General features: G+C 60.2%; 22 protein-coding genes and 1 tRNA gene. 6 read left to right on the forward strand and 17 right to left on the reverse strand.

The genetic code is table 11. The features are described from left to right. Positions 1 to 96: 96 nt before the first annotated feature. The 8 genes from ychF to KZH41_RS05100 form a co-directional block, all read right to left on the reverse strand. Positions 97 to 1,197 (reverse strand): redox-regulated ATPase YchF, encoded by a 1,101-nt coding sequence (gene ychF, locus KZH41_RS05065; protein WP_094948893.1) that lies wholly within the window; start codon positions 1,195 to 1,197, stop codon positions 97 to 99. A 21-nt stretch (positions 1,198 to 1,218) separates the two neighbouring features. After that, positions 1,219 to 1,803, reverse strand: coding sequence for an aminoacyl-tRNA hydrolase (gene pth, locus KZH41_RS05070; RefSeq protein ID WP_010213318.1), 585 nt, complete (start codon positions 1,801 to 1,803; stop codon positions 1,219 to 1,221). A gap of 168 nt (positions 1,804 to 1,971) precedes the next feature. Further along, positions 1,972 to 2,571, reverse strand: coding sequence for a 50S ribosomal protein L25/general stress protein Ctc (locus tag KZH41_RS05075; RefSeq protein ID WP_094948894.1), 600 nt, complete (start codon positions 2,569 to 2,571; stop codon positions 1,972 to 1,974). Between the two features lie 139 nt (positions 2,572 to 2,710). Next, positions 2,711 to 3,652 carry a ribose-phosphate pyrophosphokinase gene (locus tag KZH41_RS05080; protein WP_003208392.1) on the reverse strand — a complete coding sequence of 314 codons (942 nt, stop codon included), beginning with the start codon at positions 3,650 to 3,652 and terminating at the stop codon, positions 2,711 to 2,713. A gap of 46 nt (positions 3,653 to 3,698) precedes the next feature. Then, positions 3,699 to 3,773: transfer RNA gene (locus KZH41_RS05085), tRNA-Gln, on the reverse strand. Between the two features lie 37 nt (positions 3,774 to 3,810). Next, positions 3,811 to 4,614, reverse strand: a complete 804-nt coding sequence (gene ispE / locus KZH41_RS05090; protein WP_263275081.1) for a 4-(cytidine 5'-diphospho)-2-C-methyl-D-erythritol kinase — start codon at positions 4,612 to 4,614, stop codon at positions 3,811 to 3,813. A 59-nt stretch (positions 4,615 to 4,673) separates the two neighbouring features. Continuing rightward, positions 4,674 to 5,291 carry a lipoprotein insertase outer membrane protein LolB gene (lolB, locus tag KZH41_RS05095; protein ID WP_263274479.1) on the reverse strand — a complete coding sequence of 206 codons (618 nt, stop codon included), beginning with the start codon at positions 5,289 to 5,291 and terminating at the stop codon, positions 4,674 to 4,676. Between the two features lie 4 nt (positions 5,292 to 5,295). After that, positions 5,296 to 7,020, reverse strand: a complete 1,725-nt coding sequence (locus KZH41_RS05100) for a tetratricopeptide repeat protein (protein WP_094948896.1) — start codon at positions 7,018 to 7,020, stop codon at positions 5,296 to 5,298. A gap of 182 nt (positions 7,021 to 7,202) precedes the next feature. Between KZH41_RS05100 and hemA the strand changes: the two genes are divergently transcribed. From hemA to KZH41_RS05130, 6 genes are all read left to right on the forward strand, one after another. After that, positions 7,203 to 8,492 carry a glutamyl-tRNA reductase gene (hemA, locus tag KZH41_RS05105; protein WP_094948897.1) on the forward strand — a complete coding sequence of 430 codons (1,290 nt, stop codon included), beginning with the start codon at positions 7,203 to 7,205 and terminating at the stop codon, positions 8,490 to 8,492. Continuing rightward, on the forward strand, positions 8,489 to 9,571 hold the full coding sequence (prfA, locus tag KZH41_RS05110; protein ID WP_094948898.1) for a peptide chain release factor 1: 1,083 nt from the start codon (positions 8,489 to 8,491) through the stop codon (positions 9,569 to 9,571). The genes hemA and prfA overlap by 4 nt, the downstream gene beginning before the upstream one ends. Then, positions 9,572 to 10,402: a peptide chain release factor N(5)-glutamine methyltransferase gene (gene prmC, locus KZH41_RS05115; protein ID WP_094948899.1), complete on the forward strand. Its 831-nt coding sequence runs from the start codon at positions 9,572 to 9,574 to the stop codon at positions 10,400 to 10,402. Then, complete coding sequence (locus KZH41_RS05120) at positions 10,396 to 11,151, forward strand: molybdopterin-synthase adenylyltransferase MoeB (protein WP_242154271.1); 756 nt, start codon at positions 10,396 to 10,398, stop codon at positions 11,149 to 11,151. The genes prmC and KZH41_RS05120 overlap by 7 nt, the downstream gene beginning before the upstream one ends. After that, on the forward strand, positions 11,144 to 11,938 hold the full coding sequence (gene murI, locus KZH41_RS05125; protein WP_094948901.1) for a glutamate racemase: 795 nt from the start codon (positions 11,144 to 11,146) through the stop codon (positions 11,936 to 11,938). The genes KZH41_RS05120 and murI overlap by 8 nt, the downstream gene beginning before the upstream one ends. Before the next feature lie 112 nt (positions 11,939 to 12,050). Next, entirely contained in the window at positions 12,051 to 12,569 is a 519-nt protein-coding gene (locus KZH41_RS05130; RefSeq protein WP_094948902.1) for an acyloxyacyl hydrolase, read from the forward strand. 133 nt (positions 12,570 to 12,702) lie between these two features. On the opposite strand, the gene KZH41_RS05135 is transcribed toward KZH41_RS05130, so the two are convergent. Genes KZH41_RS05135 through KZH41_RS05175 form a run of 9 tightly spaced genes read right to left on the reverse strand, consistent with a single transcriptional unit; the run spans position 12,703 to position 20,421 of the window. Further along, positions 12,703 to 13,008, reverse strand: coding sequence for a YkgJ family cysteine cluster protein (locus tag KZH41_RS05135; RefSeq protein WP_016977069.1), 306 nt, complete (start codon positions 13,006 to 13,008; stop codon positions 12,703 to 12,705). A gap of 54 nt (positions 13,009 to 13,062) precedes the next feature. Next, positions 13,063 to 13,554 (reverse strand): DUF2878 domain-containing protein, encoded by a 492-nt coding sequence (locus tag KZH41_RS05140; protein WP_094948903.1) that lies wholly within the window; start codon positions 13,552 to 13,554, stop codon positions 13,063 to 13,065. Next, positions 13,547 to 14,818: an SAM-dependent methyltransferase gene (locus KZH41_RS05145; RefSeq protein ID WP_094948904.1), complete on the reverse strand. Its 1,272-nt coding sequence runs from the start codon at positions 14,816 to 14,818 to the stop codon at positions 13,547 to 13,549. The genes KZH41_RS05140 and KZH41_RS05145 overlap by 8 nt, the downstream gene beginning before the upstream one ends. Further along, a complete protein-coding gene (locus KZH41_RS05150) occupies positions 14,805 to 15,614 on the reverse strand; it encodes a DUF1365 domain-containing protein (protein ID WP_094948905.1) in 810 nt (269 codons plus the stop codon). The genes KZH41_RS05145 and KZH41_RS05150 overlap by 14 nt, the downstream gene beginning before the upstream one ends. Continuing rightward, positions 15,611 to 16,858 (reverse strand): NAD(P)/FAD-dependent oxidoreductase, encoded by a 1,248-nt coding sequence (locus tag KZH41_RS05155; RefSeq protein WP_094948906.1) that lies wholly within the window; start codon positions 16,856 to 16,858, stop codon positions 15,611 to 15,613. Before KZH41_RS05155 ends, KZH41_RS05150 begins: the two co-directional genes overlap by 4 nt. Next, the gene (locus KZH41_RS05160) at positions 16,855 to 17,637 is read right to left on the reverse strand and encodes an SDR family NAD(P)-dependent oxidoreductase (RefSeq protein WP_094948907.1); all 783 of its coding nucleotides are present in this window, start codon (positions 17,635 to 17,637) and stop codon (positions 16,855 to 16,857) included. Before KZH41_RS05160 ends, KZH41_RS05155 begins: the two co-directional genes overlap by 4 nt. Beyond that, on the reverse strand, positions 17,634 to 18,056 hold the full coding sequence (locus tag KZH41_RS05165) for a nuclear transport factor 2 family protein (protein WP_094948908.1): 423 nt from the start codon (positions 18,054 to 18,056) through the stop codon (positions 17,634 to 17,636). Before KZH41_RS05165 ends, KZH41_RS05160 begins: the two co-directional genes overlap by 4 nt. Beyond that, positions 18,049 to 19,491: a deoxyribodipyrimidine photo-lyase gene (gene phrB, locus KZH41_RS05170; protein WP_094948909.1), complete on the reverse strand. Its 1,443-nt coding sequence runs from the start codon at positions 19,489 to 19,491 to the stop codon at positions 18,049 to 18,051. The genes KZH41_RS05165 and phrB overlap by 8 nt, the downstream gene beginning before the upstream one ends. Continuing rightward, the gene (locus KZH41_RS05175; RefSeq protein ID WP_242154275.1) at positions 19,492 to 20,421 is read right to left on the reverse strand and encodes a MerR family transcriptional regulator; all 930 of its coding nucleotides are present in this window, start codon (positions 20,419 to 20,421) and stop codon (positions 19,492 to 19,494) included. Positions 20,422 to 20,432 lie beyond the last annotated feature (11 nt).

The raw sequence follows: 20,432 nt of genomic DNA on the forward strand, positions 1-20,432 counted from the left end.
GGATATAAAAAGTACTGTTTTTTCTTAAGCAGTCGCCCACAAAAAAGCCGATGCAATGCATCGGCTTTTTGTTTGCGGTGAAACCGCGGGCGTTACTTACACGTTAAAACGGAAGTGCATCACGTCGCCATCTTTAACGATGTATTCCTTGCCTTCCAAGCGCCACTTACCGGCTTCCTTGGTACCGGCTTCACCCTTGTACTGGATGAAGTCGTTGTAGGCGATGACTTCGGCGCGGATAAAGCCTTTTTCGAAGTCGGTGTGGATCACGCCGGCAGCCTGTGGCGCGGTGGCGCCGACTTTGACGGTCCAGGCGCGGACTTCTTCGACACCGGCGGTGAAGTAGGTCTGCAGGTGCAGCATTTCGTAGCCGGCGCGGATCACGCGGTTCAAGCCAGGCTCTTCCAGGCCCAGGGCCTCGAGGAACATGTCTTTCTCTTCGCCGTCATCGAGCTCGGCAATTTCCGCTTCGATCTTGTTGCACACCGGCACCACGATCGCGCCTTCTTCCTCGGCGATGGCCCTGACCACGTCGAGCAATGGGTTGTTCTCGAAGCCGTCTTCAGCGACGTTGGCGATGTACATCACCGGCTTGGTGGTCAGCAGGTGGAAGCCCTTGATCACCGCTTTTTCGTCAGCGTTCATGCTCTTCATCAGGCTGCGCGCGGGCTTGCCTAAGGTGAAGTGAGCGATCAACTGCTCCAGCAGGCCTTTCTGAACCACTGCATCTTTGTCACCGCCTTTGGCGTTACGCGCGACTTTCTGCAACTGCTTTTCGCAGCTGTCGAGGTCGGCGAAGATCAGTTCCAGGTCGATGATCTCGATGTCGCGTTTCGGGTCGACGCTGTTGGAGACGTGAATCACGTTCTCGTCTTCAAAGCAGCGGACCACGTGAGCGATGGCATCGGTTTCACGGATGTTGGCCAGGAACTTGTTGCCCAGGCCTTCACCTTTCGACGCGCCGGCTACCAGGCCTGCGATGTCGACGAATTCCATGGTGGTCGGCAGGATGCGCTTGGGATTGACGATGGCCGCCAGTTCCTGCAGGCGCGGGTCCGGCATGGCCACGATGCCGCTGTTGGGTTCGATGGTGCAGAAGGGGAAGTTCTCCGCCGCAATACCGGACTTGGTCAAGGCGTTGAACAGGGTGGATTTGCCGACGTTGGGCAGGCCGACGATGCCGCAATTGAATCCCATGGTGTTTCCCCTCGGTAAGAGTCAGGCCTTCTGGCTGTGCAGGTTTTTCATCGCACGGTTCCATTCACCGGCGAAGATATCCGGCAGCACGCCGAGGGCAAAGTCGATGCTGGCATCGAGTTTTTCCTGTTCGGCGCGTGGCGCACGACCCAGGACGAAATTTGAAACCATACTGGCAACGCCTGGGTGGCCAATGCCGAGCCGCAGGCGGTAAAAATTATTCTGATTACCCAACTGCGCGATGATGTCGCGCAGGCCATTGTGCCCGCCATGCCCGCCGCCGAGCTTGAGCTTGGCAACGCCGGGTGGCAGGTCCAGTTCGTCATGGGCCACCAGGATTTCTTCGGGTTTGATCCGGAAGAAGCCCGCAAGCGCCGCGACAGCCTGGCCGCTGCGGTTCATGTAGGTGGTGGGAATCAGCAGACGAACATCCTGACCCTGATGCGAAAAGCGCCCGGTCAGGCCAAAATACTTGCGATCGGCCACCAGGTTTACACCTTGGGCGTGGGCGATACGCTCAACAAAAAGGGCCCCCGCGTTATGCCGGGTCTGTTCGTATTCGGCGCCTGGATTTCCCAGGCCAACGATCAGTTTAATGGCAGTCACGACAGGGGCCCTTCCTTTGGAGTTGTGGATAACATCGCCGCGACCAACGTGCGGCGAAAGTGGACAACAAAAGATCATTTACTCAAGAGTAAACGCCGCGTTATCGCCCGCTTTCTCGCTACGTTTCGGTCCGCGATGTTTCCTCAAGCTCCGGCAGTACAGAGTGAATTACTCTGCAGCGCCTTCTTCAGCTTCTGGTGCAACGCGTGGAGCGTGAACGTTTGCAACAGCTTTGTCATCACCGTGAGCCAGTGCGACAAACTCAACGCCTTTAGGGGCTTTGAGGTCGGACAGGTGGATGATGTCGCCGATTTCAGCAGCCGACAGGTCGACTTCGATGAACTCAGGCAGGTCTTTCGGCAGGCAGGTCACTTCGATCTCGGCAACAACGTGCGAGATTTCGCCGCCTTTCTTGACCGGAGCAGCTTCGCCAACGAAGTGCACAGGCACGATAGCGGTCAGTTTCTGACCGGCTACTACGCGAACGAAGTCAGCGTGCAGCACGTGGCCTTTAGCTGGGTGACGTTGCAGTGCCTTGATGATGACGTTCTGCTTGGAGCCACCAACGTTCAGCTCGATGATGTGGCTGTAAGCCGCGTCGTTTTCGAGCAGTTTGGCAACTTCTTTAGCCAGCATGCTGATGGATTCAGGGGCTTTTTCGCCACCGTAAACTACAGCTGGAACCAGGCTTGCGAGACGACGCAGGCGGCGGCTCGCACCTTTCCCCAGGTCGGAACGCAGTTCAGCATTCAAAGTAAATTCGTTCATGTTGTATCTCCAAAATAACCACATTCGCCCCAGCGTTTGCGACCAGCGCTAAAGGCGATATGGGCAAAAAAGCCCCGCCCCAACAGTAGGTTGGGGCGGGGCGCTTTTCGTCAGTGGGATGTTTCGTAAGGTTTGACCCTTAACGGAACATCGCGCTGATCGATTCTTCGTTGCTGATGCGGCGAACCGCTTCGGCAACTACCGGTGCGATATCCAGTTGACGGATACGCGAACAGGCTTGAGCTGCTGCGGACAACGGGATGGTGTTAGTCACCACCAGTTCGTCCAGCATGGAGTTCTCGATGTTCTCGATCGCTCGGCCCGACAGCACAGGGTGTGTGCAGTAGGCGAAGACTTTTGCTGCACCGTGCTCTTTCAAGGCTTTAGCCGCGTGGCACAGGGTGCCGGCGGTGTCGACCATGTCATCAACCAGAATACAGGTACGCCCTTCGACATCACCGATGATATGCATCACTTCAGAGTGATTAGCTTTTTCACGGCGTTTGTCGATGATCCCGAGGTCCACGCCCAGGGATTTGGCAACAGCCCGTGCACGCACGACGCCACCAATGTCCGGGGACACGATCATCAGGTTTTCAAAGCGCTGGTCTTCAATGTCATCCACCAATACTGGGGAGCCGTAGATGTTATCTACCGGAATATCGAAGAACCCTTGGATTTGGTCAGCGTGCAGGTCAACCGTGAGAACACGGTCAATGCCTACCACGGTGAGCATGTCAGCCACGACTTTCGCGCTGATAGCTACACGTGCAGAACGCGGACGGCGATCCTGACGGGCATAACCAAAGTAGGGGATTACAGCTGTGATTCGAGTCGCTGAGGAGCGGCGGAAGGCATCAGCCATCACGACGAGTTCCATCAGGTTATCGTTGGTCGGAGCGCAAGTCGGCTGAATAATGAAAACGTCTTTACCGCGGACATTTTCATTGATCTCGGCTGTAATTTCGCCGTCGGAAAATTTACCGACAGAGATGTCACCGAGAGGGATATGCAGCTGACGTACGACACGTCGAGCCAGATCGGGGTTGGCGTTCCCCGTAAAGACCATCATCTTGGACACGCGCAGTACCTAGAGGCTGAGGGTAACCTGGATGAGTATTAGAAAATGGCAGGGGCGGCTGGATTCGAACCAACGCATGGCAGGATCAAAACCTGCTGCCTTACCGCTTGGCGACGCCCCTGTATTTGTTGCAACGAGTACCCAGTACTCGGTTCCTTTTAGAGCAGACTTTGCAGCTTGCGATGCAACATCGAAACGTTGCTTCCCTTTGCTACAAACCCTGTAAGGGTCTCTGTAAGAAGGGCCGAGACTTTATCAGCTTCAGCTTTGCTTGGGAAGCCCCCAAACACACAACTTCCAGTTCCGGTTAATTTTGCTTCGGTAAATTTACCTAACAAATTCAAAGCGTTACGTACCTCTGGATAACGCCTTGCTACAACCGGTAAGCAGTCATTTCGACTGTTTCCCTTGGGAACGGGGCGCACTTTAATGGGAGGAGAGTTACGTGTCAACAGTGGATCTGAAAAAATTTCTGCTGTACTTACAGATACTTGCGGAACAAGCACGACATACCACGGCTCTTCGGGGTATTCCGGGGTGAGTTTCTCGCCCACGCCCTCGGCAAAAGCTGCATGCCCACGCACGAAAACCGGGACGTCGGCGCCCAGTGTCAGGCCCAGTGTGGCCAGGCGATCGTGGTCCCAACCCAGCTGCCACAAATGGTTCAGGCCGAGCAGCGTGGTCGCGGCATTTGAGCTGCCGCCACCGATGCCGCCGCCCATGGGCAGGATTTTATCGATCCAGATGTCGATGCCGAGCGGGCAACCGGATTGCGCCTGAAGTTTTTTTGCGGCCCGCACAATCAGATTGTTGTCGTGGGGCACGCCTTCGAATTCGGTGTGCAACTGGATCACGCCATCATCGCGTACGGCGAAGGTCAGTTCATCGCCGTAGTCGAGAAATTGAAACAGTGTCTGCAACTCGTGATAGCCGTCTTCACGGCGACCCAGGATGTGCAGCATCAGATTGAGTTTGGCGGGGGAGGGCAGAGACAGCGTGCGAGTTTCTGAAAAAGACACGGTTATTGCCCCAGCTTGCGCGGTTGCCAGTCCTTGATCACCAGCGTGACATCAAGGTTGGTGCCGTGCAGCTTGATGCGTTCGGGCAGCCAATAACCGCTTTGTTGTACGTAGCTGAGGTACTCGACCTGCCAGCCATCCTGTTCAAGGGTGGTCAAACGGCTGTCGCCATTGAGGCTCAGGCGGCTTTTGCTGCCTGGCGCAGGCAACCCGCGAACCCACCACACCAAGTGCGAAACCGGCAGCTTCCAGCCCATCTGCTGTTCCAGCAGTTCTTCCGGCGACGCCGCTTCATAGCGTCCCTGGTTGGCCACTTCCAGGCTCACTTGGCCCGGTCGGCCGGTCAGGCGCGCGGCGCCTCGGCCCAATGGGCCAGACAAGCGAATGTCGTAATAGTCCTGGCGTTGCAGCCAGAACAAGGTGCCGCTGCCGGAATCTTTCGGCGCGCGAACCCCGACCTTGCCTTCGATCTGCCAGCCGTCGATGCTGCTGAGCTGGTCCTTGTGCTGTTTCCATTGCGCCGGGGTGCCCTGGCCTTCAACGGATTCGCGGCTGCCTATGCCCGCGCAACCGGCGAGCAAGGCGATGAGGCTGAAAACAATAACGTGGCGCAAGAACATAAGCTTAAAGGGTCTCGGATCCGGTCAGGCGCTTGATGGTGCCGCGCAGGATGGGGCTTTCGGGTTGTTCCTTGAGGAATTTTTCCCAGATTTGTCGCGCTTCGCGCTGTTTGCCGTTGGCCCAGAGCACTTCACCCAAGTGGGCGGCCACTTCCTGGTCGGGAAAGCGTTCCAGTGCCTGGCGCAGCAAGCGTTCGGCTTCGTCCAGGTTGCCCAGGCGGTAATTCACCCAGCCCAGGCTGTCGAGCACCGCCGGGTCTTCCGGGTTGAGCTTGTGGGCTTGTTCGATCAGCACCTTGGCTTCGGCGTAACGCGTTGTACGGTCAGACAGGGTGTAGCCCAAGGCGTTCAGCGCCATGGCATTGTCCGGGTCGCGCTTGATGATCAGGCGCAGGTCTTTTTCCATCTGCGCCAGGTCATTGCGTTTTTCCGCCTGCATGGCGCGGGTGTACAGCAGGTTCAAATCATCGGGGTACTGCAGCAAGGCTTGTTGCAGCAGTTTCCAGGCGCGTTCGCCCTGTTTGTTGGCTGACAAGGTCTCAGCCTGGATCAGGTACAGCTGAATCGCGTAGTCCGGTTCGGCAGCGCGCGCAGCCGCCAGGCGTTTTTCCGCCTCGTCGGTGCGGCCATTGCTCATCAGGATGTCAGCTTGGCGCAATTGGGCCGGCAGGTAGTCATTGCCGGGGCCGACCTGGGCGTATTCAAGCAGGGCGGCCTGCGGGTCGTTGTGCTCTTCAGCGATACGACCGAGGTTCAGGTGGGCCGAATCCACATGGCTTTCGCGCTGAATCAGCTCTTCCAGATAACCCTTGGCCTCGTCCCAGGCCTTGGCCTCCAGGCACACCAGTGCCAGGGAATAGCGCAATTCATCGTCTTCCGGGTATTGCTGGACCAGGTTGGCGAACTGCACTTTGGCGTCTTCCATGCGGTCCTGCTCAACCAGCGTGCGCGCATACGTCAGGCGCAGGCGCTTATCGTCCGGATACTTCTTGATGCTTTTTTCCAGCAACGGAATCGCTTCCTTGCCGCGATTAAGGGTCTGCAGCAAGCGTGCGCGCAGCAAAATCGGCGCGATCTCGCCGTCGTCCGGTGGGTTCTGCTCCAACAGCTTCAATGCGGCGTCAGCTTCGTCATCCTGTTGCAGCAGCAACGCTTTGCCGAAAATCAACTGGCTGTTCTTTGGGTGCTTTTGCAGCAGGCGGTCGAAACTCTTCATCAGGCCATTGCGCGTGTCCTGATCGGTGTCGGCGGCCGACAGCGCGAGGAAGTCGAAATGCGTGTCGCCCTTGCCCTGCAGGACCCTCTCCATATAAACCATGGAGTCGTCATAGCGCCCCGCGCGCGCCAGCTGAATGGCTGCGGCCCGCTGCGCTTCCAAGTCGTCCGGCGCGTTTTTCGCCCAGATCAGCGAGGTGTCCAGCGCTGCCTGGTCGGCGCCCAGGTATTCGGCGATGCGAAACGCGCGTTCCGAAATGCCCGGGTCCTGGGTATTGATGGCCTGGGTCACGTAGTTATCCAGAGCAATATCGAAACGATTGCGCTGGCCGGCGAGTTCCGCGGTCAGCAGGCTGTAGATCGTTTCTTCATTGAACGAGGAATAAACCTTGGGCTTTTCAGGGGCGGGGGTGCTGTCTTCGACCGGCGGCGTACCGTCCGGCGACACGGGTGCCAAGGCCTGGCAGCCGCTGAGGAAGACAAAAGCAAGGAGCAACGCGGAAGATCTATTCATATAGGAAGAGGACGACTAACCTGCGGTCGGATCATCATGACACAAGCCTTCGGCCAAACATAACCGAGTCTCAGTTGGCGCCTTTATAGGCATAAGCTACTAGGACAATAGACGACGGTGGTTGTTCTGGGTCTTTCGAAGTAGGACAATTGTCGGCTTCCCGACATCATCAGCGATATTGAATGGCCTTCCTTGCACTCGGTATTAACCACAAGACTGCATCCGTAGACGTGCGCGAGCGCGTGGCGTTTACGCCAGAGCAGTTGGTTGAGGCCTTGCAGCAGCTCTGCCGGCTCACCGACAGCCGCGAAGCTGCGATCCTTTCGACCTGCAATCGCAGTGAGCTTTATATAGAGCAGGAACATCTTTGCGCGGATGTGGTACTGCGCTGGCTGGCCGATTACCACCATTTGGACCTCGATGACCTGCGCGCCAGTGCGTATGTGCACGAAGAGGATGCGGCAGTTCGTCACATGATGCGCGTCGCCGCAGGGCTCGACTCGCTGGTGTTGGGCGAGCCGCAGATCCTCGGCCAGATGAAATCTGCCTACGCCGTCGCGCGTGAAGCCGGAACCGTAGGGCCGCTGCTGGGCCGGCTGTTCCAGGCCACGTTCAATTCCGCCAAGCAGGTGCGTACCGACACGGCCATCGGTGAAAACCCGGTGTCCGTCGCGTTTGCCGCCGTCAGCCTGGCCAAACAGATTTTCAGCGACTTGCAGCGCAGCCAGGCGCTGCTGATCGGCGCCGGTGAAACCATCACCTTGGTCGCCCGTCATCTGCATGAGTTGGGCGTGAAACGTATTGTGGTCGCCAACCGTACCCTGGAGCGCGCGAGCATCCTGGCCGAGCAGTTCGGCGCTCACGCCGTGTTGCTGTCGGATATTCCGGCCGAACTGGTGCGCAGTGATATCGTCATCAGCTCCACCGCCAGCCAGTTGCCGATCCTCGGCAAGGGCGCGGTCGAGAGCGCGCTGAAGCTGCGTAAGCACAAACCGATTTTCATGGTAGATATCGCCGTTCCTCGGGATATCGAGCCGGAAGTCGGCGATTTGGACGACGTTTACCTCTATAGCGTCGATGATTTGCACGAAGTGGTCGCCGAAAACCTTAAGAGTCGCCAGGGCGCAGCCCAGGCCGCTGAGGAAATGGTCAGCGTCGGCGCCGAAGACTTTATGGTGCGCCTGCGTGAATTGGCGGCGGTCGACGTGCTCAAGGCGTATCGTCAGCAGGGCGAACGCCTGCGTGACGAAGAGTTGATCAAGGCCCAGCGTTTGCTGGCCAACGGCAGCAGCGCCGAAGAAGTGCTGATGCAACTGGCCCGTGGCTTGACCAACAAGTTGCTCCACGCCCCCAGCGTTCAGTTGAAAAAGCTTACCGCCGAAGGCCGCCTCGATGCGCTGGCCATGGCCCAGGAACTCTTTGCCCTCGGTGAGGGCGCGTCAGATAGCTCTTCGGATAAAAAACCGCAATGAAAGCGTCACTGCTCAATAAACTGGACGTGCTCCAGGACCGTTTCGAAGAACTGACCGCCTTGCTCGGCGATGGCGAGGTCATCTCCGATCAGACCAAATTCCGTGCCTATTCCAAGGAATACGCCGAAGTTGAGCCGATTGTGGCCACCTACAAGCACCTGACCAAGGTGCAAGCCGACCTCGAAGGCGCCCAGGCGCTGCTCAAGGACAGCGACCCGGACATGCGCGAAATGGCCGTGGAAGAAGTCCGCGAAGCCAAGGAAAAACTGGCTGAGCTGGAAGGCGACCTGCAACGCATGTTGCTGCCCAAAGACCCTAACGATGGGCGCAACGTGTTCCTCGAAATCCGCGCCGGCACCGGTGGCGACGAGGCGGCGATCTTCTCCGGCGACCTGTTCCGCATGTATTCGCGTTTTGCCGAGCGTCGCGGCTGGCGTGTCGAGATTTTGTCCGAGAACATCGGTGAACACGGCGGCTATAAAGAAGTCATCGCCCGGGTTGAAGGCGATAACGTCTACGGCAAGCTCAAGTTCGAATCCGGCGTGCATCGCGTGCAGCGGGTGCCGGCGACTGAATCCCAGGGCCGTATCCACACCTCGGCATGCACCGTGGCCGTATTGCCCGAGCCGGACGAGCAGGAAGCCATCGAGATCAACCCGGCGGACTTGCGTGTCGACACCTACCGCTCATCGGGCGCCGGTGGTCAGCACGTCAACAAGACTGACTCGGCGATCCGTATTACGCACTTGCCGTCGGGCATCGTGGTGGAGTGCCAGGAAGAACGTTCCCAGCACAAGAACCGTGCGCGGGCCATGTCCTGGCTGTCGGCCAAACTCAACGACCAGCAGACCAGCGCCGCCGCCAACGCGATTGCCAGCGAGCGCAAATTGCTGGTGGGGTCGGGCGACCGCTCCGAGCGCATCCGCACCTACAACTTTGCCCAGGGCCGGGTCACCGACCATCGGGTCAACCTCACGCTTTATTCCCTCGACGAGATTCTCGCCGGTGGCGTCGACGCGGTAATCGAGCCGTTGCTCGCCGAATATCAGGCCGACCAATTGGCGGCGATAGGTGAATAAATGACCATCATTGCCAGCCTGCTGCGCGCCGCCGACCTGCCTGACTCGCCTACTGCGCGCCTGGATGTGGAACTGTTGCTGGCCGCTGCCTTGGGCAAATCGCGCAGCTACCTGCACACCTGGCCGGAAAAAATCGTCAGCAGCGAAGCTGCGCTGACCTTTGCCGACTACCTGCAACGCCGCCGTGGCGGTGAGCCAGTGGCGTATATCCTCGGTCAGCAAGGCTTCTGGAAGCTGGACCTGGAGGTCGCGCCTCACACGCTGATCCCGCGTCCGGAAACCGAGCTGCTGGTGGAAGCCGCTTTGGAATTGTTGCCTGCCACGCCGGCCAAGGTCCTCGACCTGGGCACCGGCAGCGGCGCTATCGCCCTGGCCTTGGCCAGCGAACGCCCGGCCTGGCAGGTCACGGCGGTCGACCGCGTGCTGGAAGCCGTGGCCCTGGCCGAACGTAATCGCCAGCGCCTGCACTTGAAAAACGCCACGGTGTTGAACAGCCACTGGTTCAGCGCCCTGCAAGGCCAAACGTTCGACCTGATCATCAGCAACCCGCCTTACATCGCCGATAACGATCCCCATCTGGTGGCCGGTGACGTGCGTTTTGAACCGGCCAGTGCGCTGGTGGCGGGGCATGATGGCCTGGACGACTTGCGGCTGATCATTGCCGACTCGCCAGCCCACTTGAATTCGGCTGGCTGGCTGTTGCTCGAGCACGGTTACGATCAGGCTGCGGCCGTGCGTGACCTGTTGCTTGGCGCAGGCTTTGAAGACGTACACAGCCGCATCGACCTCGGTGGCCACGAGCGCATCACACTGGGACGTCGCCCGTGCTGAGCGATCATGAACTGTTGCGCTATAGCCGACAGATTCTGTTGCAACATGTCGACATCGACGGCCAATTGCGCCTGAAAAACGGCCGCGCGTTGATCGTCGGCCTCGGTGGGCTGGGCGCGCCAGTCGCGCTGTATCTGGCCGCCGCCGGCGTCGGCGAGTTGCACCTGGCCGATTTCGATACCGTCGACCTCACCAACCTGCAACGCCAGATCATCCACGACACCGACAGCGTCGGGCAGACCAAGGTCGACTCGGCCATGCGCCGTCTGACCGCGATCAACCCCGAAGTCACCTTACTCGCCCATCGCACGGCCCTGGATGCGGACTCACTCGCGGTGGCAGTGGCAGCGGTCGACGTGGTGCTCGACTGCAGCGACAACTTCGCCACCCGTGAAGCCGTCAATGCCGCCTGTGTCGCCGCCGCCAAGCCATTGATCAGCGGCGCGGCGATCCGCCTTGAGGGCCAGTTGTCGGTGTTCGACCCGCGCCGCGTCGACAGCCCGTGCTACCACTGTTTATACGGGCACGGCAGCGACACCGAACTGACCTGCAGCGAAGCCGGCGTCGTTGGCCCATTGGTGGGCCTGGTCGGCAGCCTGCAAGCGCTGGAAGCCCTGAAACTGCTGGCCGGTTTCGGTGAGCCATTGGTCGGCCGCTTGTTGCTGATCGATGCGTTGACCACGCGTTTTCGTGAATTGCGGGTCAAGCGTGATCCTGGCTGCAGTGTCTGCGGGACGCAGCATGGTTAAGAGCGCGCCCATCGGTGTGTTCGACTCCGGTATCGGCGGCTTGACCGTGCTGGACGAAATTCAGCAGTTATTGCCCCATGAGTCGCTGCTGTACGTGGCCGATGGCGGGCATATCCCTTACGGCGAGAAAACCCCGGCGTTCATTCTTGACCGCTCCCGGCGCGTCGCCGAGTTTTTCCGCGAGCAAGGCGCCAAGGCCTTTGTGATTGCCTGCAATACGGCGACCGTCGCGGCTGTTGCCGACTTGCGCCAGGACTATCCCGACTGGCCGCTCGTAGGCATGGAACCCGCCGTCAAACCCGCCGCCGCCGCCACCCGCAGCGGCGTGGTCGGTGTACTCGCCACCACCGGCACCCTGCAAAGCGCCAAGTTCGCCGCCTTGCTCGACCGCTTTGCCACCGATGTGCGCGTGATCACCCAGCCCTGCCCGGGCCTGGTGGAGTTGATTGAAAGCGGCGATCTCAATAGCCCCGAACTGCGCCAGATGTTGCACGGCTATGTCGAACCGCTGCTCAGCGCCGGTTGCGACACGATTATTCTCGGCTGCACCCACTATCCCTTCCTCAAGCCGCTCCTGGCGCACATGCTCCCCCCGAGCATCATCCTGATCGACACCGGCGCCGCCGTGGCGCGTCAGCTCAAACGTCTATTGGGCGAGCGCGACCTGTTGGCCACCGGCAATCCTGAACCTGCCCAGTTCTGGACCAGCGGTCACGTCGACCACCTGAGAAGTATCCTACCGACACTATGGAAACATCCTGGAGTTGTGCGAAGCTTCGACGTGTGAAAATTTTGTGAAATAACGCAATAAGACGCTGAACTTCTGACTCTACGTCGGCTTCTATAGCGAGTTAGTCTGTGCAAAAACATACAACCTCGTTCTCAAAGGACTGTTTCTTATGAAGCGCTTGTTCTGTTTGGCTGCGTTTGCGGCCGTGGTGGTAGGACACTCTGTTTCGGCCCAGGCCGCCGGCCTGGAACTGGGTGTGGGGAGCACCGGCGATTCGACCATGACCTATCGGTTGGGGCTGACGTCGGATTGGGATAAAAGCTGGTGGCAGAGCGACGTAGGTCGACTGACCGGCTACTGGAGCGGGGCCTACACCTATTGGGATGGCGACAAGCGCGCCAGTGTCAGCAGCCTGTCGTTCTCGCCGGTGTTTGTGTATGAGTTTGCCGGTGAGTCGGTAAAGCCTTACATCGAAGCGGGGATCGGCGTAGCGGTGTTCTCACGCACGCGGGTTGAAGACAACAATATCGGCCAGGCCTTCCAGTTCGAAGACCGCCTGGGCTTTGGTTTGCGCTTTACCGGTGGGCATGAAGTGGGCATTCGTGCCACGCACTATTCCAACGCGGGCATCAGCAGCAATAACGACGGGGTAGAGAGTTACTCGTTGCACTACACCTACCCGTTGTAAGCCATCAGGCACCTGCTGACTAATGTGGGAGCTGGCTTGCCTGCGATAGCATCACTTCGGTGTAACCGACAGACCGAGGTATCTGCATCGCAGGCAAGCCAGCTCCCACAGTTGATTAGCGCCACCTTCAGGTTCAGCGATACGCCGTCGCAATCCCTTCACGCTCGGTCAAGCACTCCGGCGCGCCCATCTCGAACTCCCGGCAGATCAGCGGTCGTCGCTCGTAAATCGTGCACATCATCGTGTCCCGATCCAGCGCCGCGCACCAACCGTCGTCCAGGCGCAGCATCACTTCGCCGCCCCAGTCGTCCGTATCGATATAGCGTTCCGGCACGCCGGTGTCGGTGATCAGCATGACTTCCAGTTGGCAGCAGCAGGCCGCGCACGTTGAACAGGTCACGGCGGGTTCGGTGATTTGAGTGTGGGGGATGTTGGTCATAGGCGCGCAGTGTAAGGCAAGCACGTCGGGTAGGTGTGAACACTCTGACAGACGTCAGTGCCCCAGTTGCCGGGCGATCCAATGCAGCATGGGGAACAGCAGCGCCCACAGCAGCGCCAAGCCGATCATCGTCGGCACTGTGCCATAACCGAAACTCACGCCGGCCAATTGGCTGCCGGCGTAATAAGACACTGGCCCGCCGACTGCACCTAATACGCTGGCGCGCCACCAGGGCTGTGCGCTCCAGGCCAGGCAATGGCGCAGCGTGGTGGCGAGCAACGCCCACAGCAGCATCAGCCAGAACGGAATCAGCGGCCCCGGAACGCTGAAATGAAACACGCCGAAGGTGCGCAACGAAGTGTCGACCACTGTACCCAGCAAGGTCACGGCGAGGATCACTTGCCCTTCGGCAGACCATGAACTTATCCACAGCAGGTGGATGGCCAGTACGGCGGCGGCCACCAGCAGCCAGCGGCTGTCGCCACCGAGCACGCAGGCAAACCAGCCGCACTGGAACAGTACGGCATTGGCCAGCGGTTTAAGCATTGAAACGCCCGAGCAACGGCGGGTTGATTGCCGCCGGCTTGGCCAGTAGTAGCTGCGCGGTACCAATCGTACGTTCCATGAAGCCACCTTCGCAGTAGCACAAGTAGAATTCCCACAAGCGCAGGAAGTACTCATCGTAGCCCAACTCTGCAAGACGGCCATGGGCGCGGCGAAAGTTCTCGTGCCACAGGCGCAGGGTTTTCGCGTAATGCAGGCCGAAGTCCTCCATGTGCAGCAGGTTCATGTCGGTGTCGCGGCTGACGATGTGCAGCATGTTCTGCATACAGGGCAGAGCGCCACCGGGGAAGATGTAGCGCTGGATAAAGTCGACGCTGTTCTTCGCCTGCTCAAAACGCTGGTCACGAATCGTGATGGCTTGCAGCAGCATCAGGCCGTCGCTCTTGAGCAAGTGCGCGCACTGCTTGAAGTAGGTCGGCAGAAAGCGATGGCCCACCGCTTCGATCATCTCGATGGACACCAGCTTGTCGTATTGGCCGCTCAGGTCGCGGTAATCTTGCAGCAACAACGTCACTTGGTCCTTGAGCCCCAGCGCCTCGATGCGTTTTTCGGTGTAGGCAAACTGCTCTTTGGACAAGGTGGTGGTGGTGACCTTGCAGCCGTAATGCTGCGCCGCATACAGCGCCATGCTGCCCCAGCCGGTGCCGATTTCCAGCAGGTGGTCGGTAGGCTTGAGCGCGAGTTTCTGGCAGATGCGCTCCAGTTTGTTCAACTGTGCCTGTTCCAGGGTGTCGTCGGGCGTCAGGAACTGCGCCGCCGAATACATCATGGTCGGGTCGAGGAATTCTTCGAACAGGTCGTTGCCCAGGTCGTAGTGGGCGGCGATGTTTTTCTGCGAGCCTTTGCGCGTATTGCGGTTGAGCCAATGCAGGCCTTGGGTGAACGGGCGTGCCAGGCGCGCCAGGCCACCTTCCATGGCATCGAGCACCTCCAGGTTGCTGACCATCACCCGCACTACCGCGGTCAGGTCCGGGCTGGTCCAATAACCGTGGATAAACGCCTCGCCGGCGCCGATCGAACCGTTGGCCGCCACCAGGCCCCACACCGCCGAATCGAGGATCTGGATCTCCCCCAGCAGGTGCGCTTCGCGTGCGCCGAACACTTGGCGTTCGCCATCCTCGATCACCACCAGCTGGCCGTGGCGCAGTTGGCTGAGTTGGCGCAGCACGGCCTTGCGCAGCAATGCGCTGGTCATGCCATTGACATTCAGGCGGCTGGTTTTGACCGATAAGCTAGGGGATTTCATGGCGGCGATCCTTGGTATACCCGACTGCGGTGCGAGAGGCGCCATCGGCGGCCTGATGGGAAAAAATCGGAGTGCGTTTGAGCAACAAGCGCATGGCCTGCCAGTAGATCGCCAGGCAAGTCTTGGCGGTCATCCACGGGAAGCGCCACAAGTAGCGATGCAGGCTGGCGCGGCTGAGCGCTTCTCTGTGCAGGCTCAAGGTGGCGTCAAAGACTTTCACCTCGCCCTGCCAGTCGGCCATGTGCACGCCGAGCTTGGCGGCGGGCGGGCTGAAGCTCATGCGGTATTCCAGGTCGCGCGGCAAAAACGGCGACACATGGAAGGCCTTGGCCACGGCGAAGTGCTGATGCTCATCGGCGCCAAGGGCCTGGGCCGGCAGCACGTAGTGATAGCGCTCACGCCACGGGGTGTTGGTCACTTCACACAGGATCGCGGCCAGTTGCCCATCGGCCTCGAAGCAGTAGAAGAAACTCACCGGGTTAAAAGCCAGGCCCCAACTGCGGGCCTGGGTCAGTAGGCAGATAACGCCCTGGGGCTCACGCCCCAGCGCCTTGCCAACTTCCTGGCGCACGGCATCGCTCAAGCTCATGCCGTGGCGCGTGAATTCACGCAGGTAATCCTGCTGGCGAAAGCCGAAGGGTGCCAGGCGGCCTGCGCCGGCCAGGGGCGAGAGCCCGAGCACTTCGTCTTGTTCGCTCAAATCCAGGTACAGCAGGCCGATGCGGTAGCGAAAGGCGTGGGCCTTGGGCGCAAACCGGCGATGGGCGATCCAGCCGCTGTACAGGGCGCTGTTCACAAGGTTTCTCCAAAGGCCTGGGCCACGCGCAATGCGCTGACCACGCCATCCTCATGGAAACCGTTGGCCCAGTAGGCGCCGCAATAAAAGGTGTTGCGTGCGCCGGCCAATTCTTCCCAGCGCGCTTGGGCAGCTACCGCCGCGAGGCTGTATTGCGGATGTGCGTAGGTGTAGCGCGCGAGGACCTTCATCGGGTTGATCATCGACGTCTGGTTAAGGCTCACGCAAAAGGTCGTGGCGCTGTCGATGCCTTGCAGGATGTTCATGTCGTAAGTGACGGCGGCCTGGGTCTGCGCGGTGCCGGTCAGCCGGTAGTTCCAGCTGGCCCAGGCGAGTTTGCGGTCGGGCAGCAGGCGCGTGTCGGTGTGCAGCACCACGTCGTTGTCGGCGTAAGGCAGGGCGCCGAGGATCTCCTGTTCGGCCTGGCTTGGGTCGGCCAGTAAGGCCAGGGCCTGATCGCTGTGACAGGCAAACACCACCCGATCAAATGTCTCGCTGCCGGCGGCGCTGTGGATAACTACGCCGTCGTCGGTGCGCTCGACGTTATGCACAGGGCAATTGAGGCGCACCTGTTCGCGAAAGCTGCGCGTCAGCGGCTCGATGTAGCTGCTCGACCCGCCTTCGATCACGCACCACTGCGGCCGGTTGTTCACAGAGAGCAAACCGTGGTTCTTGAAGAACCTTACAAAAAATTGCAATGGAAAACCGAGCATGTCCGCCAGGGACATCGACCAGATCGCCGCGCCCATCGGCACGATGTAATGCCGGATAAACCGCGGGCCGTAACCCCCGGCTTCGAGGTAATCGCCCAAGGTCATGTCGGCGCTGATGCGCTGTTCTTGCAGGTCCAGCGGCGCCTGGCGGTTGAAGCGCAGAATGTCGCGCAACATGCCCCAGAACCCCGGCGACAGTATATTGCTGCGCTGGGCAAACAGGCTGTTGAGGTTATTGCCGTTGTACTCGAAGCCTTCGTTCTGGTCGCACACCGAAAAGCTCATCTCGGTGGGTTTGAACTTCACGCCAATTTGCCCCAGCAGGCGAATGAAGTTGGGGTAGGTCCAGTCGTTGAACACGATAAAACCGGTGTCCACCGCATAGCTTTTACTCTCGACCGTCACGTTGACCGTGTGGGTATGCCCGCCGATGCGCACGCCGGCTTCGAACACGGTGATGTCGTGGCGGCGGCTGAGCAGGTAGGCGCTGGTCAGCCCGGCGATGCCGCTGCCGATAATGGCGATTTTCACAGGTTGTCCTTCTGCGGCGGCGGGCTGCGCAACATGCGCTTGCCGATGAACAGTTGCGCGCGGTTGGGCAGCTTCGACAACGGCCACAAGGTGGCGATAAACATAGCGGGGAAGGCAATTTCCAGCGGGCGCTTGTCCAGCTTGGCGAAGATATGCCGCGCGGCCTTGTCGGCCGACCAGCTCAAGGGCATCGGGAAGTCATTGCGTTCGGTCAGCGGCGTGTCGACAAAGCCCGGGCTGATCACCGTGACGTCGATGTTCTCGGGCGACAGGCTGATGCGCAGGGATTCAAACAGGTAGCGCAGCCCGGCCTTGGAGGCGCCATAAGCTTCAGCGCGTGGCATCGGCAGGTAGGTTACGGCGCTGGCCACACCGACCAAGTGTGGGGTGAGCCCTTTGCGCAACAACGGCAGCGCCGCTTCGATGCAATAGCTGCTCGCCAGCAGGTTGGTGCGTACCACGTGCTCGACGATAGAGGCGTCAAACTGCCGAGCGTCCACGTATTCACAGGTGCCGGCATTCAGGATCACCGTGTCGAGTGAGCCCCAGACCACACCGATATGCTCGCCGATCTCACGCACGGTCTGGCTGTTGGTCAGGTCGCCGGCTACCACCAATACTTGCCCCGGGTAACGGTGGGCGAGTGCTTCCAGTGGGCCTTTGGTTCGCGAGCTGAGTGCCACATGGGCGCCGCTGTTGAGCAACTCCACGGCCAGCGAAGCACCGATGCCACTGCTGGCGCCGGTCAGCCAATAACGGCGGGGTGGTGTAAGGCTCATCCCATTCTCCTTTTCAGCCAACTGACTACGCGGCCGAGTACTGGCAGGTGTTCGTAGAGCAGAGCGCCGGCATCGAAATAATCGCGATGGCGGTAGACCTTGTCGCGCCACAGCAGGTGCGAGCAGCCTTCCACGCGGATCAGCTTGCCGCTGTTGAGCCGTGGGTGGCAGAAACTCATTTTCCAGCGCAAATAGCCTTCACCTTCGGCCACTTGGTCGAAACCGTGGAAGTCGAAGCGTAGCTGGCTGACATTGCCGTACATCTCGGCGAAGTAGCGGCGCAGCGCGGGCAACCCGTGCACTTCATGCAGCGGGTCGGTGAAGGTGATGTCCTTGCTGTACAGGCTGTCGAGCCGGTGCAGGTTGTGCTTGTCCAGGGTCGCAAAGGCCTGGGCGAACCTGGGCAGGAAGTCACTCATGCTCGGCAACCTCCTGACGTGAAGGCAGGCTGCGGAAGGCTGCCAACGCGCGTTCGCGGGATTTTTTCAGGTCGACAATCGCACGCGGATAGTCCGCCACGCCAAACAGGCCGCCGACTGCCTCGGGGTTGTGCACTTCCTTTTTATTCAGCGCGGCCAGCTCTGGCAGCCAGTGCTTGATGAACACGCCTTCGCTGTCGAATTTCTCCGATTGGCTCAATGGGCTGAAAATCCGGAAGTACGGGGCCGAATCGGTGCCGGTGGAAGAACTCCACTGCCAGCCGCCGTTGTTGGCCGCCAGGTCGCCGTCGATTAAGTGGCGCATAAAGAAACGCTCGCCTTCGCGCCAGTCGATCAGCAGGTTCTTGGTCAAAAACATTGCCACCACCATGCGCAGGCGGTTGTGCATCCAACCGGTTTCGAGCAACTGGCGCATGGCGGCGTCGATGATCGGCAGGCCGGTGCGCGCTTCCTGCCAGGCGGCGAGGTCTTTGGGCGCATCGCGCCACGCCACCGCTTCGGTCTCGGGGCGAAAGGCGCGGTGGCGGGACACCCGTGGGTAGCCTACGAGGATGTGTTTGTAGAATTCGCGCCACAGCAGCTCGTTGATCCAGGTGATCGCGCCTATGTCGCCGCTTTCGAACTCGCCCTGGTTGGCTTGCAAGGCGGCATGCAGGCACTGGCGCGGCGAAACCACACCGGCGGCGAGGTAAGCCGAAAGCTGGCTGGTGCCGGGTTTGGCCGGGAAGTCGCGCTCGTCTTTGTAGTAGCTGATTTGTTGATCGGCGAAGGCATCGAGGCGGCGGCGCGCTTCGTCTTCACCGGCCGGCCAGAGGGCGCGCAAGCTTTCGCTGGGTGGCGCGAACCCTTCGACCTGCTCAGGGACCGGGTCGCTTTTCAGCTCGGTGGGCGCCTGGGCGTTCGGGGTTGCCACCTGACGCGGGAGGGCGCTGTGCAGGCGGTTGTAGCAAACCTTGCGGAACTGGCTGAACACCTGGAAATAAGTGCCGGTCTTGGTCAGCACACTGCCGGGTTGGAAGAACAGTTGGTCCAGGTAACGGTGGAACGTCACGCCATCGGCTTCCAGCGCCTGGGCCACGGCGGTGTCGCGACGGCTTTCGTGGATGCCGTACTCCTCGTTGACGTGCACCGATTCAACCGACAGTTCCCGGCACAGCGTACTCAATACGCCGGGTACCTGGTCCCAGGTCGCGGTGGTGCGGATCAGCAAGGGAATGTTCAGCTCGCCGAGCGCCTGGCTCAGGTGCCGCAGGTTGCGCAGCCAGAAGTCGACTTTGCACGGCGCGTCATCGTGGGCCCGCCATTGTTCGGGGGTGATCAGGTACACGGCTGCAACGGGGCCTCGCTGGCTTGCGGCGGCGAGGGCGGTGTTGTCGTGTAGGCGCAGGTCGGTGCGCAGCCAGATCAAGTGCATTTAAACAATTCCACGCTGGATCAGTATCTGGTGGGCCGACAACGGGTCTTCGGCCACGAACAATTCAGGGGTGTCACGGGTTAATACGGCCAACTCTGCCTGGTGGATGCATACCGTTGGTCCGGCAATCAAGGTTGGGCAGCGGACACCGCCCAAAAGTTTACTGAGTGCCGGCACATGGATAGCCTTGCTCGAATACAGCAGCACGGCGCGCGGTTGCAGGTGTTCCACCGCCAGGGCCAGCTCGCCCGCCGGCAATGGCCAGTCGAAGACTTCCACCGGGCAGTCGGCGCTGCTGGCCAGCCAGGCGCTGAGCCACAGGTGCGGCTCCAGCGGCAGGTCGGAGTGGTTGACCAACAGCAACGGGGCGCCTTGCAGTTGGCGGTTGTTGTGGTAGATGCGCGCGCCAAACTTGCTGCGCAGCCAGGACAGGAAAAACACCCGCTCCATCTGCGCGCCGAACTGGCCTTGCCAGCGTTGCTCCAGCGCCTTGAGCAGCGGCAGCATCAATTGCCCGCATAAGGTACGCGGTGGGTACAACGCCATGGCTTGGTTGAAGGCGTCGTCGACCCTGCGTTCGGCCAACTCGCTGATCGCATTCACCAGGTTCTGGCGCAGGGCGTGCCATTCGTTTTCGACGGTGTCGGGGCTGGCTTGGGCGGAGTCGATCAGGCTTTTCACCTGGCTGACCGGTACACCGCGGTTGAGCCAGGTGAGGATGGTGTGGATGCGTTGTACATGTTCGGCACTGAACAGCCGATGACCCTTGGGCGTGCGCTGCGGCACGATCAGGCCATAGCGGCGTTCCCAGGCGCGCAGCGTTACGGCGTTGACGCCGGTCTGGCGCGCCACTTCGCGTATTGGCAGCCAGCCGTCTTGGAGGGCTTGGGCGATGTCTACGCCGGGTTCGTCTTGGGGGGCTGCTTTCATGATGGTCTTTT

Origin of the sequence: Pseudomonas sp. YeP6b, from assembly GCF_025642995.1 — a bacterium.
GTDB lineage: Bacteria > Pseudomonadota > Gammaproteobacteria > Pseudomonadales > Pseudomonadaceae > Aquipseudomonas.

Excerpts from the sequence above, each read along its gene's own strand:
- ychF (WP_094948893.1), bottom strand. The coding sequence starts at position 1,197 with ATGGGATTCAATTGCGGCATCGTCGGCCTGCCCAACGTCGGCAAATCC.
- KZH41_RS05075 (WP_094948894.1), bottom strand. The coding sequence starts at position 2,571 with ATGAACGAATTTACTTTGAATGCTGAACTGCGTTCCGACCTGGGGAAA.
- ispE (WP_263275081.1), bottom strand. The coding sequence starts at position 4,614 with ATGCTGCACATCCTGGGTCGCCGTGAAGACGGCTATCACGAGTTGCAG.
- lolB (WP_263274479.1), bottom strand. The coding sequence starts at position 5,291 with ATGTTCTTGCGCCACGTTATTGTTTTCAGCCTCATCGCCTTGCTCGCC.
- KZH41_RS05100 (WP_094948896.1), bottom strand. The coding sequence starts at position 7,020 with ATGAATAGATCTTCCGCGTTGCTCCTTGCTTTTGTCTTCCTCAGCGGC.
- hemA (WP_094948897.1), top strand. The coding sequence starts at position 7,203 with ATGGCCTTCCTTGCACTCGGTATTAACCACAAGACTGCATCCGTAGAC.
- prfA (WP_094948898.1), top strand. The coding sequence starts at position 8,489 with ATGAAAGCGTCACTGCTCAATAAACTGGACGTGCTCCAGGACCGTTTC.
- prmC (WP_094948899.1), top strand. The coding sequence starts at position 9,572 with ATGACCATCATTGCCAGCCTGCTGCGCGCCGCCGACCTGCCTGACTCG.
- murI (WP_094948901.1), top strand. The coding sequence starts at position 11,144 with ATGGTTAAGAGCGCGCCCATCGGTGTGTTCGACTCCGGTATCGGCGGC.
- KZH41_RS05130 (WP_094948902.1), top strand. The coding sequence starts at position 12,051 with ATGAAGCGCTTGTTCTGTTTGGCTGCGTTTGCGGCCGTGGTGGTAGGA.
- KZH41_RS05135 (WP_016977069.1), bottom strand. The coding sequence starts at position 13,008 with ATGACCAACATCCCCCACACTCAAATCACCGAACCCGCCGTGACCTGT.
- KZH41_RS05140 (WP_094948903.1), bottom strand. The coding sequence starts at position 13,554 with ATGCTTAAACCGCTGGCCAATGCCGTACTGTTCCAGTGCGGCTGGTTT.
- KZH41_RS05145 (WP_094948904.1), bottom strand. The coding sequence starts at position 14,818 with ATGAAATCCCCTAGCTTATCGGTCAAAACCAGCCGCCTGAATGTCAAT.
- KZH41_RS05160 (WP_094948907.1), bottom strand. The coding sequence starts at position 17,637 with ATGAGCCTTACACCACCCCGCCGTTATTGGCTGACCGGCGCCAGCAGT.
- KZH41_RS05165 (WP_094948908.1), bottom strand. The coding sequence starts at position 18,056 with ATGAGTGACTTCCTGCCCAGGTTCGCCCAGGCCTTTGCGACCCTGGAC.
- phrB (WP_094948909.1), bottom strand. The coding sequence starts at position 19,491 with ATGCACTTGATCTGGCTGCGCACCGACCTGCGCCTACACGACAACACC.
- KZH41_RS05175 (WP_242154275.1), bottom strand. The coding sequence starts at position 20,421 with ATGAAAGCAGCCCCCCAAGACGAACCCGGCGTAGACATCGCCCAAGCC.